The 16,326-nt window shown below is 69.2% G+C and carries 10 protein-coding genes; 4 read left to right on the plus strand and 6 right to left on the minus strand.

Annotated elements, in window-relative coordinates:
- Positions 1-25: 25 nt before the first annotated feature.
- Entirely contained in the window at positions 26-1,795 is a 1,770-nt protein-coding gene (locus AC3A6M_RS05340) for a DUF885 domain-containing protein (RefSeq protein ID WP_487851681.1), read from the minus strand.
- A 22-nt stretch (positions 1,796-1,817) separates the two neighbouring features.
- Positions 1,818-3,485 (minus strand): M28 family peptidase, encoded by a 1,668-nt coding sequence (locus tag AC3A6M_RS05345; RefSeq protein WP_487851682.1) that lies wholly within the window; start codon positions 3,483-3,485, stop codon positions 1,818-1,820.
- A gap of 173 nt (positions 3,486-3,658) precedes the next feature.
- On the opposite strand from AC3A6M_RS05345, the gene AC3A6M_RS05350 reads away from it, so the two are divergent.
- Genes AC3A6M_RS05350 through AC3A6M_RS05360 form a run of 3 tightly spaced genes read left to right on the plus strand, consistent with a single transcriptional unit; the run spans position 3,659 to position 6,949 of the window.
- Positions 3,659-4,078 (plus strand): hypothetical protein, encoded by a 420-nt coding sequence (locus AC3A6M_RS05350; RefSeq protein WP_487851683.1) that lies wholly within the window; start codon positions 3,659-3,661, stop codon positions 4,076-4,078.
- Positions 4,079-5,539 carry an ATPase domain-containing protein gene (locus AC3A6M_RS05355; protein ID WP_487851684.1) on the plus strand — a complete coding sequence of 487 codons (1,461 nt, stop codon included), beginning with the start codon at positions 4,079-4,081 and terminating at the stop codon, positions 5,537-5,539. It begins immediately after the preceding gene.
- A 27-nt stretch (positions 5,540-5,566) separates the two neighbouring features.
- Positions 5,567-6,949: a hybrid sensor histidine kinase/response regulator gene (locus AC3A6M_RS05360; RefSeq protein WP_487851685.1), complete on the plus strand. Its 1,383-nt coding sequence runs from the start codon at positions 5,567-5,569 to the stop codon at positions 6,947-6,949.
- A gap of 6 nt (positions 6,950-6,955) precedes the next feature.
- On the opposite strand, the gene AC3A6M_RS05365 is transcribed toward AC3A6M_RS05360, so the two are convergent.
- The 4 genes from AC3A6M_RS05365 to AC3A6M_RS05380 form a co-directional block, all read right to left on the minus strand.
- Complete coding sequence (locus tag AC3A6M_RS05365; protein WP_487851686.1) at positions 6,956-8,161, minus strand: pyridoxal phosphate-dependent aminotransferase; 1,206 nt, start codon at positions 8,159-8,161, stop codon at positions 6,956-6,958.
- A gap of 14 nt (positions 8,162-8,175) precedes the next feature.
- Positions 8,176-11,037, minus strand: coding sequence for a putative bifunctional diguanylate cyclase/phosphodiesterase (locus tag AC3A6M_RS05370; RefSeq protein WP_487851687.1), 2,862 nt, complete (start codon positions 11,035-11,037; stop codon positions 8,176-8,178).
- Between the two features lie 17 nt (positions 11,038-11,054).
- Positions 11,055-11,897, minus strand: a complete 843-nt coding sequence (locus tag AC3A6M_RS05375; RefSeq protein WP_487851688.1) for a phosphate/phosphite/phosphonate ABC transporter substrate-binding protein — start codon at positions 11,895-11,897, stop codon at positions 11,055-11,057.
- 377 nt (positions 11,898-12,274) lie between these two features.
- Positions 12,275-13,780, minus strand: coding sequence for a peptide MFS transporter (locus AC3A6M_RS05380; RefSeq protein ID WP_487851689.1), 1,506 nt, complete (start codon positions 13,778-13,780; stop codon positions 12,275-12,277).
- A 220-nt stretch (positions 13,781-14,000) separates the two neighbouring features.
- On the opposite strand from AC3A6M_RS05380, the gene AC3A6M_RS05385 reads away from it, so the two are divergent.
- Positions 14,001-16,175: a hybrid sensor histidine kinase/response regulator gene (locus tag AC3A6M_RS05385; RefSeq protein WP_487851690.1), complete on the plus strand. Its 2,175-nt coding sequence runs from the start codon at positions 14,001-14,003 to the stop codon at positions 16,173-16,175.
- The last annotated feature ends 151 nt before the right edge of the window (positions 16,176-16,326 follow it).

The raw sequence follows: 16,326 nt of genomic DNA on the forward strand, positions 1-16,326 counted from the left end.
GCGTCCGAAAACCGGGCGCTGACCCCTAGCGGGCCGGGTAGGGACTCTTCCCGCCCTCGGCAATGAAGGCGTCGATGCGCGCCTCCAGCACCGGCAGCGGCACCGAGCCGAGCTGCAGCACGGTGTCGTGGAAGGCGCGGATGTCGAACTTCGGCCCCAGCGCCGCCTCCGCCTTCCGGCGCGCATGCATGATCGCCATCTGGCCCAGGTAATACGAGAGGGCCTGGCCCGGCCACGAGATGTAGCGGTCGACCTCGGTCTCGATCTCGTGGTCGGACAGGGCCGTGTTGTCGTGCATGTAGGCCTGCGCCTGCTCGCGGGTCCAGCCCTTGGCGTGGATGCCGGTGTCGACCACCAGGCGCGCCGCGCGCCAGGCCTGGTAGCTCAGCATGCCGAACATTTCGTAGGGCGTCTCGTAGATGCCCAACTCGGTGCCCAGGCGCTCCGAATACAGGGCCCAGCCCTCTCCATAGGCCGAGATGTAGGCCCGGCGGAACGGCGGCACGCCGGTCTGTTCCTGCGCCACCGGCACCTGGAAGGCGTGGCCCGGCGCCGATTCGTGCAGGGTCAGCGCCGGCAGGCTGTAGAGGGCGCGCGCCGGCAGGTTGTAGGTATTCACCAGGTAGACCCCGGGGCCGCCGCGCGCCGAGGTGTAGTAGGGCGCCTGGTCGGCCGGCACCGGGATGATGGCGAAGCGGCGCCGCGGCAGGTAGCCGAAGTACTGCCCGGCCTTGGCGTCGAACTTCTTGGCGATCCAGGCGGCGCGCATCAGCAGTTCTTCCGGGGTCTTGGCGTAGAACTGCGGATCGCTGCGCAGGAACGCCAGGAAGGCCGGCAGTTCGCCATCGAAGCCGGCCTGGCGCATGGCCTGCTGCATCTCGGCGCGGATCTTCGCCATCTCGGACAGGCCGATGGCGTGGATCTGGTCGGCGCTCAGCGAGGTGGTGGTGTATTCGACGATCTTCGACTGGTAATACGCCTTGCCGTCCGGGAGGCTCTCGGCCGCAAGAAGCGTGCGCGCCTTCGGGAAGTACTCGCTGCGCACATACGCCAGCACTTCGGCGTGGGCCGGCTGCACGCTGTCGCGGATCGCGGCCGCGCCTTCCTCGCGCAGGCGGGCCTGCTCGGCGGCCGGGATGTTCGCCGGCATGTTGCGGAAGGGCGCGTAGAAGATGGTGTCCTGCGGCGACTTCGCTTGCGCCACCGAGACCAGCGGCGCGTCGCGCCCGGCCAGCGTCACGCGCGGCGGCGTGAAGCCGCGCGCCAGGCCGGCGCGCATGTTCGCCAGCTGTTCGCGGAAATAGCGCGGCATGTCGCGCAGTTCGGCGATGTAGTCGCGGTACTCCTGCGCCGACTTGAACTGGCGCCGCGCGGCGTAGGTGATGTCGGTCCAGAAGGCGCTGTCGGCGTTGACCGGCTGCTCGTATTCGTGGAAGCGCTGGGCTTCGGCCAGGGCCTTGATCTGGGGGCGGTAGACGGCATAGTTGATCTGCTCGGCCTGCGACAGCGAAGCCGGATCGATGGCGTCGAGGCGTGTCAGCACGTTTTCCCAGTAACGCCGCCGGACTTCCTGGGTGGCGGCGTCGACGTGCGGCAGTTCCGGACGCACGCCTTTCGGCAGGTCGTCGTCGTCGGCCAGGCGCTGGGCGATGCGCCATTTCCATTCCTGCTGGTAGATGGCCTGGAAGCGGGCGTCGGCGCTGCTGTCCGGGGCGGCTGCCCAGGAGGCGGCCGGCGCCAGCGCCGACAGGGAGAGAAGGAGCGCCAGTGCGGCGCCCGGGTAGCGATGGGTCATGGTGGTTTCCTCGGCGTCCAGTTCAGCGTTTCACTTTGCCCCAGGCCTCGCCCGCGCGCCACGACGGCATCGCGGGCGCATTCGCCACCGCATAGCCCAGGTTCAGCGTGAACTGGGCCTGCTGTACCATGCCGGACAGGTCCCAGGCGGGGTCGTACTGGTCGCTGACCTGGTGGTAATCCCTGGTGAAGGCGCGCATGCGTCCGCTGGACGCCGCCGGGTCGTGGGCGAAGGCGAAGCTGCCGTCGCCCGAGAACACGGCCGAGCCGACGTTGAAGGCCGGCACCCCGGCCTTGGCGAAGCTGAAGTGGTCGGCGCGGAAGTAGGCGCCGCCCAGGTCCGGCACGGCGGGCGCCAGCGTCAAGCCCATCGCCTGCGCCACCTGGCGCGATGTCTCGGCCAGCGAGCTGCGTTCGGCGCCGGGCACGCCGATGTCGCGGGTGGGGCCGACGAAGTTCATGCTGTCGAGGTTGAGGTCGGCGGCCGTCTTTGCCAGCGGCCACATTGGTGCGCGGGTGTAGGCCAGGCTGCCCAGCAGGCCCTGTTCCTCGGCGCAGGGCCACAGGAAGATCTGGGTGCGGCGCGCCGGATGCGCCACCGCGGCCTGGGCCATCGCCAGCAGGGCGGCGGTGCCGGAACCGTTGTCGATGGCGCCGTTCCAGATGTGGTCGGCCTTGCCGTTCTGGGTGTCGATGCCGAGGTGGTCCCAGTGCGCCGAGTAGATCACCGTTTCGTCGCGCAGCTTCGGATCGGTGCCGGGGACGATGCCGGCCACGTTGTATTCGGCCACCTGGCGCACTGCGCTCTTCACCTCGGCATGGACGCTGGCCGGCAGCAGCACCGGGCGGAAGCCCCTGGCCTCGGCGCGGGCGCGCAGGGCGTCGAGGTCCTGGCCGGCGGCCTGGAACAGGGTGCGCGCCATGTCTTCGCTGATCCAGCCCTGCAGCGCGTTGCCCGGGCCGGCCAGGTGGAACTGCTCGTGCGAGAAGCTGTTCACCGGCACGCTCCACGGATAGGACGCGGACGGCGTCGTGTGGATCAGCAGGATGCCGGCCGCGCCCTGGCGCACCGCTTCCTCGAACTTGTAGGTCCAGCGGCCGTACCAGGTCAGCGACCTGCCGCCGAAGCGGTCCGGCTCGGCGGCGGTGGGCTGCGGGTCGTTCACCATCGCCACCAGCAGCTTGCCTTTCACATCCACGCCCTGGAAGTCGTTCCAGTGTTCCTCCGGGGCGTCGATGCCGTAGCCGACGAACAGGACCGGCGCGTCGAGCCGGGTGTCAAGCTGGCCGTTGGCATTGGCGTACACCACGTCGTTGCCGAACGCCGTCTCGATGACCTTGCCGCCGGCATCGAAGCGCAGCAGGCTGCCGGGCTGGGTCTTCTGCCCGACCAGCTCGACCTTTTGCCGGTAGCCCTTGCCGGCCGCCGGCTTGAGGCCGATGGCGGCAGCCTGGGTTTCCAGGTAGCGCACGGTGAGTTCGCCGCCGCGCTGGCCGGTGCCGCGGCCTTCGAGCAGGTCGTCGGCGAGGAAGGACAGGTGGGCGCGCAGCGGCGCTTCCAGCACCGCGGGCGCGGCAGCGGGAGCGGCCGAGGCTGCCGTCGCGCCGAAGACGGCGGACGGGGCGGCGAGCAGTGCGGCGAGGAGGGGCGCAGCCAGCAGGGCGGCGGCGTGGGTTCGGCGGTCTGGCATGGATACGTTGGTCGTGGTGGAAAGTGTCGATGGTAGCAGGCCGCGGTGCCGTGTGGCACAGGAAAATATTGTCACGACATTACGGAGCCGCACGTGACAATCCCGCTATAATGTGCCCCACATGCCTTGGCCGCCTCGGCGGTGCCGCACCAAGATAAATCAAGCTGACCTGCATGGAAAGAGACGACAAAGAGCGGCAACAACAGAGCGATGACGGCTCGGCGCCGCCGCGGGCGGACGCCTCCGCGCGCCGGCTGCATCCGTGGCGCCGCATCAGCGGACAATTGGTGACGCTGATCGGCGAGAGCGGATTTTGCGCGCTGTTCGGGCGCGCATTGCGCACGATGGCGGTCCGTTACGAATGGCTGAGCGTGGATCCCACGCGCAAGTCGATCGACGGGCTGCTGGGTGCGCTGGAGCGCGACCTGGCGGGCATCGATCCCGCCGTGGCCGCCATCGCGAACACGGAATTGCTGACTACATTCACGAAACAGCTGTCGTCGCTGATCGGCGAGGCGCTCACGGCCCGGCTCCTCGCCCACGCCACGGCCTCGGAGCAGGACGGACCGGAAGATGTACAGGAGCACAAGTAAATGACCGACAAAGTACGCCTGGGATTGCTGGCCACCGGAGTTCCGGGCCTCGATGTCCTCCTCGGCGGCGGCCTGACCGAATATTCCTTCACCCTGATCGCGGGCGCGCCCGGCAGCGGCAAGACCACGCTGGCGCACCAGATCATGTTCGCGCTGGCCGGGCCGGAACGGCGCGCGCTGTTCTTCACCGTGCTCGGCGAGCCGCCGCTGAAGATGCTGCGCTACCAGCAGCAGTTTTCCTTCTTCGACATGGCGCTGGTCGGCCCCTGCATCCGCTACGTGAACCTGGCCGACGACTTGCGCGCAGGCCACTTCCACGGCGTGCTCGAGCGCATCATGCGCGAGGTCGAGGATTTCGGGCCGGGGCTGGTGTTCGTCGACTCCTTCCGCTCGGTCATGCAGGCGGCGCGCAGCGGCAACGAGGGCCTGTCCGACCTGCAGGCCTTCATCCAGGAACTGGGTTCGCGGATGGCGACCTGGCAGGCGACCACCTTCCTGATCGGCGAATATTCGCAGGCCGACGTCGAGGCCAATCCGATCATCACGGTGGCCGACGGCATGATGACCCTGTACCAGGCCAACGACGACAACTCGGCACTGCGCAAGCTGCGCGTGAACAAGATGCGCGGCCAGGGCCACCTGACGGGCGCGCACACGATGCGCATCGGCGACGATGGGATCCGCGTCTACCCGCGCCTGTTGCCGCCGCTGCCGCCCGACCTGACCGTCGGTGCGCCGGTGGACCGCAATCCTTGCCGGATCCCGACCGGGGTGCCCGGCCTGGACGAGTTGATGCACGGCGGCCTGCCGCAGGGGCATTCGATGCTGGTGTCCGGCCCGACCGGGGCCGGCAAGACCATCCTCGGCACCCGGTTCCTGCAGGCCGGCGCGGCCAACGGCGAGAAAGGCGTGGCGGTGTTCTTCGAGAAGGGCGTTTCGCGGCTGCGCAACGCCGAACTGGCGCAGATGGTGGCGGCCGGCCAGGTGACGGTGGTCGAGAGCCGCTCGCTCTCGCTCAGCGTCGAGGAGCTGATGGACGAGATGTGCACCGCGATCGAGAGGACCGGGGCCCGCCGGGTGGTGATCGACTCGCTGTCCGAGATCGGACTCTACCTCGCTCCCGAGGTGCGCGCCGACCTGCGCACCGCCGTGTTCCGCACCCTGGCGGCCCTCAGCCAGCGCGGCGTGAGCGCCGTGGTGACGGTGGGCATGGAAGACGACTACACCCGCCTGAGCTTCAGCCCGGACGAGCTGTGCTTCCTGACCGATGCCGTGCTGTCCCTGCGTTTCGTCGAATTCGATGGCGTCCTGCGCAAGTTCATGACGGTCGTGAAGGTGCGCGGCTCCGGCCACAGCAACGACGTGCGCGAATACACGATCACCGAACAGGGGCTGGAGGTCGACGGCAAGTCGCCTTTCCTGAACGGCGTGATGGTCGGCCGGCCGACGCAGAAGCGCTGAGGCGGCATGGACCTGGACGAGGACGCAATGGGAAAGCACGACGACGACATCGCAGCCTCGCAACAGCGCGCCAGCAGCCCTGAGCTGCCGCGCCCGGCGCTGCCGGAAGAGTTCCTGCTGCGCCGCATCCACAGTCTCGAAGAGGAAGTCGAGGCCTTGCGCGCGGCGGCGGAGGAACGGCGCAGCCTGGCCGACACCGTCGCCCAGTTGCGCGAAGCAAACGAGCACCTGGTGGTGGCGGCGGTCCAGGCCCAGCACCTGCAGGAAGACGCCGAAGCGGCCAACCGGCGCCAGAACGAGTTCCTGGCGATGCTGGCGCACGAGCTGCGCAACCCGCTCTCGCCGATCGGCATGGCGGCCTCGCTGCTCGAGCGTACCCCGGACGCCACGCCCCAGCTGCACAAGCTGTCGCGCGTGATCAGGCGCCAGGTCGAGCACATGGCCAAGCTGCTCGACGACCTGCTCGACGCCGCCCGCATCAGCAGCGGCAAGATCACCCTGAAGACCGAGCCGCTGGTGCTGGCCGAGGTGCTGCAGCAGGCGGTCGAGACCATGCAGCCCTGTATCCAGGAGCGCCGCCAGACCCTGCGAACGGAGCTGCCGTCCGAGTCGGTGGTGGTCGAGGGCGACCAGGTGCGCCTGACCCAGGTGTTCACCAACCTGCTGGCGAATGCGTCCAAGTACACCCGCGACGGCGGCATGCTGCGCCTGTCCGCGCATGCCGAGGCCGGCCACGTGTCGGTGTCGGTCGAGGACAACGGCGCCGGCATCGCCCCGGAGATCATCCCTTTCATCTTCGACCTGTTCACCCAGGGGCCGCGTTCGCTGGCGCGTTCCGAGGGCGGACTGGGGGTGGGCCTGAACGTGGTGCGCAACCTGGTCGGCATGCATGCCGGCACGGTGACGGCCGAGAGCGCGGGCGCCGGGCAGGGCAGCCGCTTCACGGTGCGCCTGCCTTTATCGGCCCAGGGAGTCGGCCAACGCGGACCGGCCAGGGTGGCCAGCACCGGCGGGCGCAAGCGGGTGCTGGTGGTGGAGGACAATCCCGACACCTGCGCCACGCTGGCGGCCTGCCTGCGCGAGGAAGGGCATGAGGTGGCCACCGCGCTGGACGGCCGCAGCGGCCTGGCGGCCGCGCTGGAGCGGCCTTTCGACGTGATCGTGTGCGACATCGGCCTGCCGGGGCTGGATGGCCTGGGCCTGATCCGCACCGTGCGCGCGGCGATGGGCAACGGGACCGGAGGCCGGCAGCCGCTGGCGATCGCCATGACCGGCTACGGCCAGCCGGAAGACCAGGCGCGCGGCCTGGAAGCCGGCTTCGACCACTACCTGGTCAAGCCGGTCGGGCTGGATGCGCTGCTGCCCTTGATCGGCACCGGCACACGCGTGGGCGCCGCCGGACGGCCCTGAGCCGGCTCAGCGCGGCAGCAGCCGCGCCAGGCGCTGCACCGCTTCTTCGATGCGTTCGTACCTGGTGGCGTAGGAGAAGCGCACGTGGCGCGCGGGCGCCGCGAAGCCGAAGTCGTCGCCCGGCACGATCGCCACATGCGCTTCTTCCAGCACCGCCTTGCCGAAGGCCGTGCTGTCGCCCGCATGGCGGTGCGCCAGGCCGGCGATGTCGGCGTACACATAGAAGGCGCCGTCCGGCATCACCGGCACGGCAAAGCCCAGTTCGCGCAGGGCCGGCACCAGGAAGTCGCGGCGGCGCTGGAATTCCAGGCGGCGCGCTTCGAAGATCTCCAGCGCGTCGTCGCGGAAGCAGGCCAGGGCCGCATGCTGGGCGATCGTGGGCGCGCAGATGAACAGGTTCTGGGCCAGCTTCTCGAACACCGGCACCAGCGTCTCCGGCACCACCAGCCAGCCCAGGCGCCAGCCGGTCATGCTGAAGTACTTCGAGAAGCTGTTCACGGTGATCACGCCGTCGTCCAGCGCCAGCGCGCTGACCGGCTTGTCGCCGTAGGACAGGCCCTGGTAGATCTCGTCGACGATGGCGAAGCCGCCGCGCGCGCGCACGGCGGCGAGCAGCTCGCGCGCCTGCGGCACCGTCATCGAGGTGCCGGTCGGGTTCGAGGGCGAGGCCACCAGCACGCCGCGGGTCCTGTCGCTCCAGTGCTCGGCCACGTGGGCGGCCGTGAGCTGGTAGCGTTCCGCCGCGCTCGAATAAAGCAGGACCGGCTTGCCGCCGAAGGCGCTCACGAAGTGGCGGTTGCAGGGGTAGCAGGGGTCGGGCATCAGCACTTCGTCGCCCTCGGCCACCAGGGCCGCGCAGGCCAGCAGCAGGCCGGCCGAGGCGCCGGCGGTGACGACGATGCGGCGCGGATCGACGTCCAGGCCGTAGGCGCGGGCGTAATGGCCGGCGATCGCCTCGCGCAGGGCCGGCAGGCCGAGCGATTCGGTGTACTGGGTGGCGCCGCCGCGGATCGCTTCCATGGCGGCGTGCGCCACCATGTCCGGTGCGGTGAAGTCGGGCTCGCCGACGCTCATGCTGATCACGTCGATGCCGGCGCGGCTCATGGCGGCGGCCTGCTTGACCATTTCCATGACGCGGAACGGTTCGATGGCGTCGACGCGGGAGGCGACCTGGAAGGCGCGGGAAAGTGATGGGTTCTGGGTATCTGGCATCCCGTTATCTTAACTCAAGCGGGGGCAGGCTGCCCGGCGCGCAGCAGGGCGGCGCAGTCGGCGGCGGGCCGCGGCCGGCTCACGTAATAGCCCTGGATTTCGTCGCAGCCGTATTGTTCCAGCTCGCGCAGCTGTTCGATCGTCTCGACGCCCTCGGCCACCACTTTCAGGTTCAGGCTGTGCGCCAGCCGGATCACGGCCTTGGTGATGGCGGCGTCGTCGGGGTCGTCGGGCAGGTCGCGCACGAAGGTGCGGTCGATCTTGAGGGCGTCCAGCGGGAAGCGCTTCAGGTAGGCCAGGCTCGAATAGCCGGTGCCGAAGTCGTCCACCGACAGGCGCATGCCGAGCGCCTTGATGCGGGAAAGGATCGCCACCGCGGCTTCCGGATCGACCATCAGCATCGACTCGGTCAGCTCGAATTCGAGCAGGGCCGGATCGACCCCGGCCTCGCGCACGATGCGCTCGACGGCGCTGGCCAGGTCGGCATGCTGGAGCTGGCGCGCCGACAGGTTGATCGCCACCGGCGGCGCCGGCAGGCCGGCCGCTTCCCAGCCGCGCAGCTGGCGGCAGACCTCGGCGATGACCCATTCGCCGACCGCCAGGATCAGCCCCGTTTCCTCGAGGATGGCGATGAATTCGAGCGGCGGCACCAGGCCGCGCTGCGGGTGGTTCCAGCGCAGCAGCGCTTCGAAGCCGCTGATGCCGCCGCCCGCCAGGTCCAGCTTGGGCTGGTAGTGCAGCAGGAATTCGCCGCGCTCGAGCGCCTGGCGCAGCTGGGATTCGAGCTGCAGGCGCCGGGCCGCGTTCTCGTGTAGCGCCGCGGAATAGAACTGGTAGGTATTGCGGCCGTTGTTCTTGGCGTCGTACATGGCGGTGTCGGCGCTCTTCAGCAGCTGCTCGGCGTCGGCGCCGTCCTGCGGATAGCAGGCGATGCCGATGCTGGCCGAGACGAACAGCTGCTGGCCCTGCAGGTGGAAGGGCTGGGCCAGCGCCTCGACGATGCGGGCCGCGATCAGCGCGGCGTCGGCCGCATGGCCTTCCTTCCCGCCGACATAGGGCAGCACCACCGCGAATTCGTCGCCGCCCAGGCGCGCCACCACGTTGTCGTTGCGGGCGCAGGATTCCAGGCGCGCGGCGGCCTGCACCAGCAACTGGTCGCCGACGCCGTGGCCAAGCATGTCGTTGACGTTCTTGAAGCGGTCCAGGTCGATGAACATCACGGCCGCGCGGTGTCCGTGGCGGGCGGCCTGGGCAATCGCGTCTTCCAGGCAGGCGCCGAGCTGGCGCCGGTTCGGCAGATTGGTCAGCGAGTCGTTCTGGGCCAGCCAGGTCAGGCGGTTCCTGGCTTCCTGGCGCTCGACCGCGGTGGCCAGGATATTCGCGATGCCGCGCACGAACACGGCGTCGTCGTCCTCGAACCCGCGCGCGCCGTCGGCGTACACGCCCAGCACGCCGAACCGGCCCACGCCCGCGTCCAGGCCGCTGCGCAGCCCGTGCATGGCCGCCACCGGCGCGAACCAGGGCCGCAGGCCGGCGGGCGGCTCGCCCGCCAGCGGATCGCCGGCGCAGCCGAGCTGCAGGCCGGCGGCCTGGGCCAGCCTGCCGGCGCCGGCGCGCACGATCAGCTGGCGGCCATGGCCGGGCTTGACCTGCACGGCTTCGAACAGCGCGGCGCAGGGCGCGTCGAGGCCTTGCGCGGCGGCCTGCACGGCGTCGTCGAACAGCCCGTCGAGGCCGTTGGCGGCCAGGGCCTTGCGGCCCAGTTCCGCGATCAGGGTCTGGCGCCTGGCGTTCTTGACGATCGCACGCTCGAATTCCTTGCGCTCGGTGATGTCGATGTCGATGCACAGGTAGCGCTCGATGCTGCCGTCGGCGTCGAAGATCGGGACGATGGTCCGGTACCACTGCAGGCGGCCGGCATGTCCGGCCACCACGACCTCGCCGTTCCAGACCTCCGGCGACGGGCTCCACGGCGCGGCGTTACCGGCCGGGCGCCCGAACTCGGCCAGCTCCCGGCCCAGCGCCTGCGCGCGCGTGTAGCCGCAGCTGCGCTCGAACAGCTCGTTGACGCCGATGATGCGTCCCAGCGTATCGACTTCGCTCACGATGGCGGCCTGGTCGACCGCGTTCTTGTGCTGCATGAGGGAGTTCGTCAGCGAATCGATGCGCTGGCCGAACTGCACGCGCAGGCTGGCCGCGCTGCGGTTGACGGCGCGGATCGCTTCCTGGATCTCGGTCGGGGCGTCGGCGTGCAGGTCGGCTTCGGCGGTGACGCGGCCGGCGGCGACATCGTTCTCGAAGGAGCGCAGGCCGCCGAGGTTGGCCAGCCAGCGCTTCAGCAGGGTGCGCATCAGGGCCAGGCCGAATGCGAACGCGGCGAGGGCGAAGGTCGCGGTCTCGATCACCAGGGCCCAGAGCTGGGCGGCGATCTTGTCGGCATCGAATTCGAGCCGGATCACGCCGTAGTCGCGGCCGCCGACACTGGCGACCCGGTTCACTTCGAGCATCTTCGATGCGATCAGTTCGCTCAGCCAGCGCGGCGCCGGCGCCCGCCCGGCTTTCGGCGCCGTGACGCGCAGGGTGCCGCCGGCGACGTCGATGAAGGCGGCGCTCCTGAACGGCGACTGGAACAGCATCTTGCCGAGGGTGCGCTGGACCGTGTCGTAATCGCCGATCACCACGCTGTCCTCGATGTTCTGGGCCGCCACTTCGATCAGGGTGAGGGCGGCGTCCTGGGTTTCGTCGATGTGCGACAGGAACTGGTAGCGGTAGAACAGGCCCATGCCGATGCCGAGGAAGAGCAGCATGCTGAGGCTGAACACGGCGAACACGCGCCCGACCAGGGAACGCGGCAGGAAAGACAGGCGCAAGGGCATGGGGCGGTCCCGGCCGGTCAGCGCAGGCTGACCGGCGCGCCGGCGTAGAACGCGCGGTAGCTGGCGTAGTCGGCGTCGCTGGCCGGCACGAAACCGACCGGCTGCGGCGCGCGCACCAGTTCTCCGGCGGCGTCGAGGATGCGGCGGCCTTCCGGATCCTGGCGCATGCCGAGGAAGGCCTGGGCGACGGCGCGCAAGTCGGCGGCCGGCACGCGCGGCGAGGCCATCAGCGCCAGGTCGTTGAAGGGCGCGGAACTCCACAGCACGCGGAAGGACTTGCCCTCGCGCCCGCTGTAGTTCTGCACCAGCTGGGAATTCGCGCCGCTCGCCCTGGCCTTGCCGGCGAACAGCTGGGTGAAGGCGGCGTCCATATTGCCGGCAAACACGACATTGACGGGGATATTCCGGCGCAGCAGCTCGGCGTAGCTGGCCTTGTAGGCGACCAGGGCTTCCGGGCCGGGGAATACCACGGTGGCGCCGGCCAGGTCCTGCAGCTCCTTCACGGGCGAGTCGGCGGGCACCACGATCTGCGACCGCACCGGCGGCGCGTCGCGGCGCCCGAACACGGTCCAGCCCATCTTTTCGCGTTCGGGGCTGAACAGGTGGTTGGTGAAGGCAAAATCGACTTCACGCGCCAGCACGTAGCTGGTGGTGTCGGCCGAGGTGCGGCCCAGCCTGAGGTTCAGGCGTACCCCGCTCCTGGCCGAGACATAGCGGATGATCGGATTCCAGAACCTGGCCGAGACTTGCAGGTTGTACTGGTTGACGGGCGAGAAGTCATAGCTGTGCGTTTCGGCGCGGGCCTGGAAGGCGAGCGCGCACGCAAGCAGAACGAAACCGTGTCGGGCGAAGGATGGCATGGTCGGGACGGTAACGGCCGGGGACAGGGGTCGGTGGTTGAAGCCGGGCGGGTGCGGGGCCCGTTGTGCTTTAAACTATATCATTTTCCTGTGCGCAACAGAAATTCTGAACACGATTTGTTTCGTGTGTGCAACGTCCTCGCGCCCAAATACGTCGTCCCCGCGTCCAAAATACGTCGTCCCCGCGTCCAAAATACGTCGTCCCCGCGTCCAAAATACGTCGTCCCCGCGAAGGCGGGGACCCAAGTTTGCCAGCGTTTCGTTATCTCATGCAGAACTTGGATCCCCGCCTGCGCGGGGACGACGCGGCAAAAGCGTGCGGCCGAAGCGGCAAAAGCGCGGGGCCGAGCCAAAAAAGCGCTCGGCCGGCGATGCTTTTACTGGTGCGACTGGTGGCTGGCCGTCAGCTTGCGCATCAGCGGCAACGCCAGCAGCGCGATCACGGTGCAGGCGATCGCGCCCATGCCCAGCTTGTTGAACAGGCTGGTATAGATCGGCAGGGTCTGGACCGGGTCGGTCAGGTCCTTCGGCACGCTGGCCAGGTTGGCGACCACGCCGCCCAGGTATTGCGAGATGCCGGTGGCGACGAAGTAGGCGCCCATCATGAAGCCGCTCATGCGGGCCGGCACGTAGCGCGCCACCATCGCCAGGCCGAGGCCCGAGACCAGCAGTTCGCCCAGCGAATACAGGCCGTAGCCGGCGATCATGACCCAGGACGAGGTCATGCCGTTCACCGCGAACACGCCGGCCACGCCGTAGGCGAAGAAGCCGGCGGCGACCGCGGCGAAGCCGAGCGCAAACTTGCCGGCGATCGACAGGTCCTTGCCGGTACGGCCGGCGAAGGAATAGGCCCAGGCCAGCACCGGGCTCAGCACCATGATCCAGATCGCGTTCAGGGCTTGGAACTGGGCCGGGGACCAGGTCCACAGGTGGACGCCGAACACGCTGAAGTCGAGGTCGACGTTGCGCAGGGCGAACAGCGACAGCGAGGTCGACATCTGCTGGTAGAAGATGAAGAAGAACACGGTCTGCAGGGTCAGCACCAGGGCCGCGATCAGGCCGGCGCGCTCGCTCGGCTCGCTCTTGCGGATCAGGTGCACGAAGATGCCCAGCACCACCAGGCCGGCCAGGTAGACGAAGGCCCGCGCCAGGGCCTGGTTTTCCAGGATCTCGGCCGAGCCGAACACGACGATCACGGCGCCGCCCAGCACGGCCAGCAGCTTGCCGACGGCGAGCGGACGCTCGTCGGGCAGGCTGCCGACGTGGGCGATGGTGGCGCGCATCAGGGCCACGTTCAGCAGGCCGACCACCAGGCCGACGCTGCAGACGGCGAACGCGGCGTGCCAGCCGAAGTTGTTGCCGTAGTTGGCGTTCACGACATCCTTGATCCAGGGCGTGGCCAGCATCGAGACGGTCGAACCGACGTTCACCGCCATGTAGTACAGGGTGAAGGCGCTGTCGATCTTGGAATCGTCGCCTTCATAGATCTTGCGCACCAGGTTGGCGGTGTTGGGCTTGAACAGGCCGTTGCCGACCACCACCACGCCGAGGGCGCAGAACAGGAAGCGGGTGCTCTCGGTCGGCACCGCCATCAGGGCATAGCCGACGGTCAGGACCATGGCGCCGAGGTACATCGAGCGCTTGGTGCCCAGCACCTTGTCGCCGATCCAGCCGCCGATCGCCGGGGCCACGTAGATCAGGGCCGCGGCCGCGCTCCAGACCAGGTTGGCGCGGCTGTCCTCGAAGCCGAGGCGCTCGACCATGTAATAGACGATCAGCGCCTGCATGCCGTAGTAGCCGAAGCGCTCCCACAGCTCGATCAGAGCGACGGTGAGGAAGGAACGGGTTTGTGTGTAGGGTAGGGGTAGGGTTTCGGTTTTCATGGGTCTCCCGGATTCTCGGATGCTTGCCTTGTGGGCACAGCAATTCCCGGATGCTACGCGAGCCCGGCCCTTCGCGCAATCTGGAAAAGCAGGCCGGGAAGGCTGTCATGACAGGCTTCCCTCCGTTTCGTCCTGTCGTGCGGCACGAAAAAACTTGCTGAATATAAAATGGAACGTTGCCTGGAAGACCTTCCTACCAACCGACGACCCTATCGACACCATGAGAGTGCGCACCCATCTGAGCTTGCTGGCCGTGGCGGTTTTCCTGCCGATGATCGTGGGCGCGGGCGTCGCCATCAAGCTGCTGCTCGACGCCGAACGTCACGCCGTGCTGAGCGGCATGCAGGAACTGGCGCGCGCCTCGGTGCTGGCGATGGACCAGGAGTTGACGGCCGCGATGGCGGCCGGCCAGGCGCTGTCGACCTCGGCGCGCCTGAAGCAGGGGAATTTCGAAGGCTTCTACGGCCAGGCGCGCGCCGCCAACGCCGGCACCCACCGCGAGACCGCGGTGCTGCGCGAGGATGGCCAGCAGCTGTTCAATACCGCGCTGCCCTTCGGCCAGGCGCTGGCGCCGCCTTTGCCCGGCACCCGGCCGCGGGTGCAAGCCGTGTTCGAGCGGCAACGCCCGACCGTGTCGAACCTGATCGTCGGCAGCACCACCCGGAAATACCTGATCTCGGTCGAGCTCCCGCTGACCCTCGACGACGGCCGCCGGGTTCTGCTCGACCAATGGTTCGACGTGCGCCACCTGAACAGCCTGCTGCCGCGCGACGTGGCGCCCGGCTGGCAGCTGGCGGTGTTCGACCGCGAGGGCGCGATCCTGGCCCGCAACCCGGCCTGGGAAGGCCAGGTCGGCCTGCGCGCCCGGCCGGAACTGCTGCGCGCGGCGCGCGCCGGCGCGGCCCGGCTCGCGCTGAGCGCACGGGATGGCGTGCCGATGGCGGCGGCGCTGGCCAGTTCCGCGCTGTCCGGCTGGACCGCCGTGATCGGCGTGCCGGTCAGCGATCTGGAAACCACGGCCGCGCGCGCGGTCTCGCTCACCGCGGCGACCCTGCTGTGCGCGGTGGTGCTGGCGCTGGCCGGCGCGATCCTGTTCGCGCGGCGCCTGCTGGCCGCCACCGAATACCTGGGCGCCGCCACCGAAGGCATCGCCGAGGGCTGGATGCCGCCGCCGGCCGACCTGCGGATCACCGAACTCAACAGCCTGCAGCAGGTGCTGCAGGCGGTCTCGCGCCGCCTGCAGAAGGCCGAGGCCGGGCGCCGCAAGCACCTGGCCGAAGTCCAGGCGGCGCACAGCGTGGCTGAAGCCCAGAACCGTGCCAAGGACGAATTCCTGGCCATGCTCGGCCACGAGCTGCGCAATCCGCTGGGCGCCATCACCTCGGCCATCGCCCTGATCCAGATGAAGGCGGACGGCCCGGCGGCCGAGCGCGCCCACCAGATCATCGGGCGCCAGAGCCGCCACCTGGCCCACCTGGTGGACGAACTGCTGGACGCCAACCGGGTGTTGAGCGGCAAGGTGGTGCTGGCGCTGGCGCCGCTCGACCTGGCCACGGCCGTGCGCGAGGCCGCGCTGACCCTGCAGACCCAGGGCACGACCGGCGAACACCACGTCGAGCTCGACCTGGAGCCGGTGTGGGTCGACAGCGATCCGACCCGGCTGCAGCAGGTGATCGGCAACCTGGTCGAGAACGCCGCCAAGTACACCCAGGCCGGCGGCCGGATCCGCGTCGGCACGCGCCGCTGCGGTGAGATGGCGGAGCTGGTCGTGGCCGACGACGGCAAGGGCATCGACGCCGCCCTGTTGCCGCGCGTGTGGGACGTGTTCGTGCAGGGCAAGGTGACGAACCGGTCCAAGGGCGGGCTCGGGATCGGGCTGGCGGTGGTCAAGTCGCTGGTCGAGCAGCAGCATGGCACGGTGGCCGTGCACAGCGAGGGTCCGCAGCGCGGCAGCACCTTCACGATCCGCCTGCCGCTGGCAGCCGCGGCGCCGCCTGCCACCGAAGCCGCGCCGATGGTGGCCGCGCCGCTGGACGGCTTGCGGGTACTGGTGGTGGAGGACAACGAGGACCTGCGCGAGATGATGTGCACGCTGCTGGCCTCGCGCGGCTGCGAGGTGAGCAGCGCGGCCGACGGCCAGGCCGCGATCGCGCTGGCCCGCAATGCCTTGCCGCAGGTGGCTTTCGTCGACATCGACCTGCCCGACATCTCGGGCCACGAGGTGGCGCGCGCGCTGGCCGCGCAGGGCGGGATCCGGCTGGTCGCGGTGACCGGCTACGGCCAGCCCGATGACGTGCGGCGCGCGCTGGCGGCCGGTTTCGACCGCCACCTGAAGAAGCCGGTGTGCCTGGAAGATATTGAACGCGCAATCGGCGAATTGGACCTCGTGCGTTAAGTGCTTTTTCGCAACGGAAGAATGCACAGCCTGCGGCGCGGGGAATCCGCGCCATTTCATTCTCTTTGAAATCGATCCCAATTAATACGGGCGAGGCCGGTTCTCGAGGGCGGCGTCAGGACGTTCGCCACCACCTCGGCGCTCCTTATTC

Source organism: Telluria sp. Soil_C_11 (assembly GCF_057657395.1).

Bases quoted from the DNA above. Each gene is read 5' to 3' on its own strand.
- AC3A6M_RS05365 (WP_487851686.1), bottom strand. From the start codon at position 8,161: ATGCCAGATACCCAGAACCCATCACTTTCCCGCGCCTTCCAGGTCGCC.
- AC3A6M_RS05350 (WP_487851683.1), top strand. From the start codon at position 3,659: ATGGAAAGAGACGACAAAGAGCGGCAACAACAGAGCGATGACGGCTCG.
- AC3A6M_RS05380 (WP_487851689.1), bottom strand. From the start codon at position 13,780: ATGAAAACCGAAACCCTACCCCTACCCTACACACAAACCCGTTCCTTC.
- AC3A6M_RS05385 (WP_487851690.1), top strand. From the start codon at position 14,001: ATGAGAGTGCGCACCCATCTGAGCTTGCTGGCCGTGGCGGTTTTCCTG.
- AC3A6M_RS05345 (WP_487851682.1), bottom strand. From the start codon at position 3,485: ATGCCAGACCGCCGAACCCACGCCGCCGCCCTGCTGGCTGCGCCCCTC.
- AC3A6M_RS05355 (WP_487851684.1), top strand. From the start codon at position 4,079: ATGACCGACAAAGTACGCCTGGGATTGCTGGCCACCGGAGTTCCGGGC.
- AC3A6M_RS05340 (WP_487851681.1), bottom strand. From the start codon at position 1,795: ATGACCCATCGCTACCCGGGCGCCGCACTGGCGCTCCTTCTCTCCCTG.
- AC3A6M_RS05375 (WP_487851688.1), bottom strand. From the start codon at position 11,897: ATGCCATCCTTCGCCCGACACGGTTTCGTTCTGCTTGCGTGCGCGCTC.
- AC3A6M_RS05370 (WP_487851687.1), bottom strand. From the start codon at position 11,037: ATGCCCTTGCGCCTGTCTTTCCTGCCGCGTTCCCTGGTCGGGCGCGTG.
- AC3A6M_RS05360 (WP_487851685.1), top strand. From the start codon at position 5,567: ATGGGAAAGCACGACGACGACATCGCAGCCTCGCAACAGCGCGCCAGC.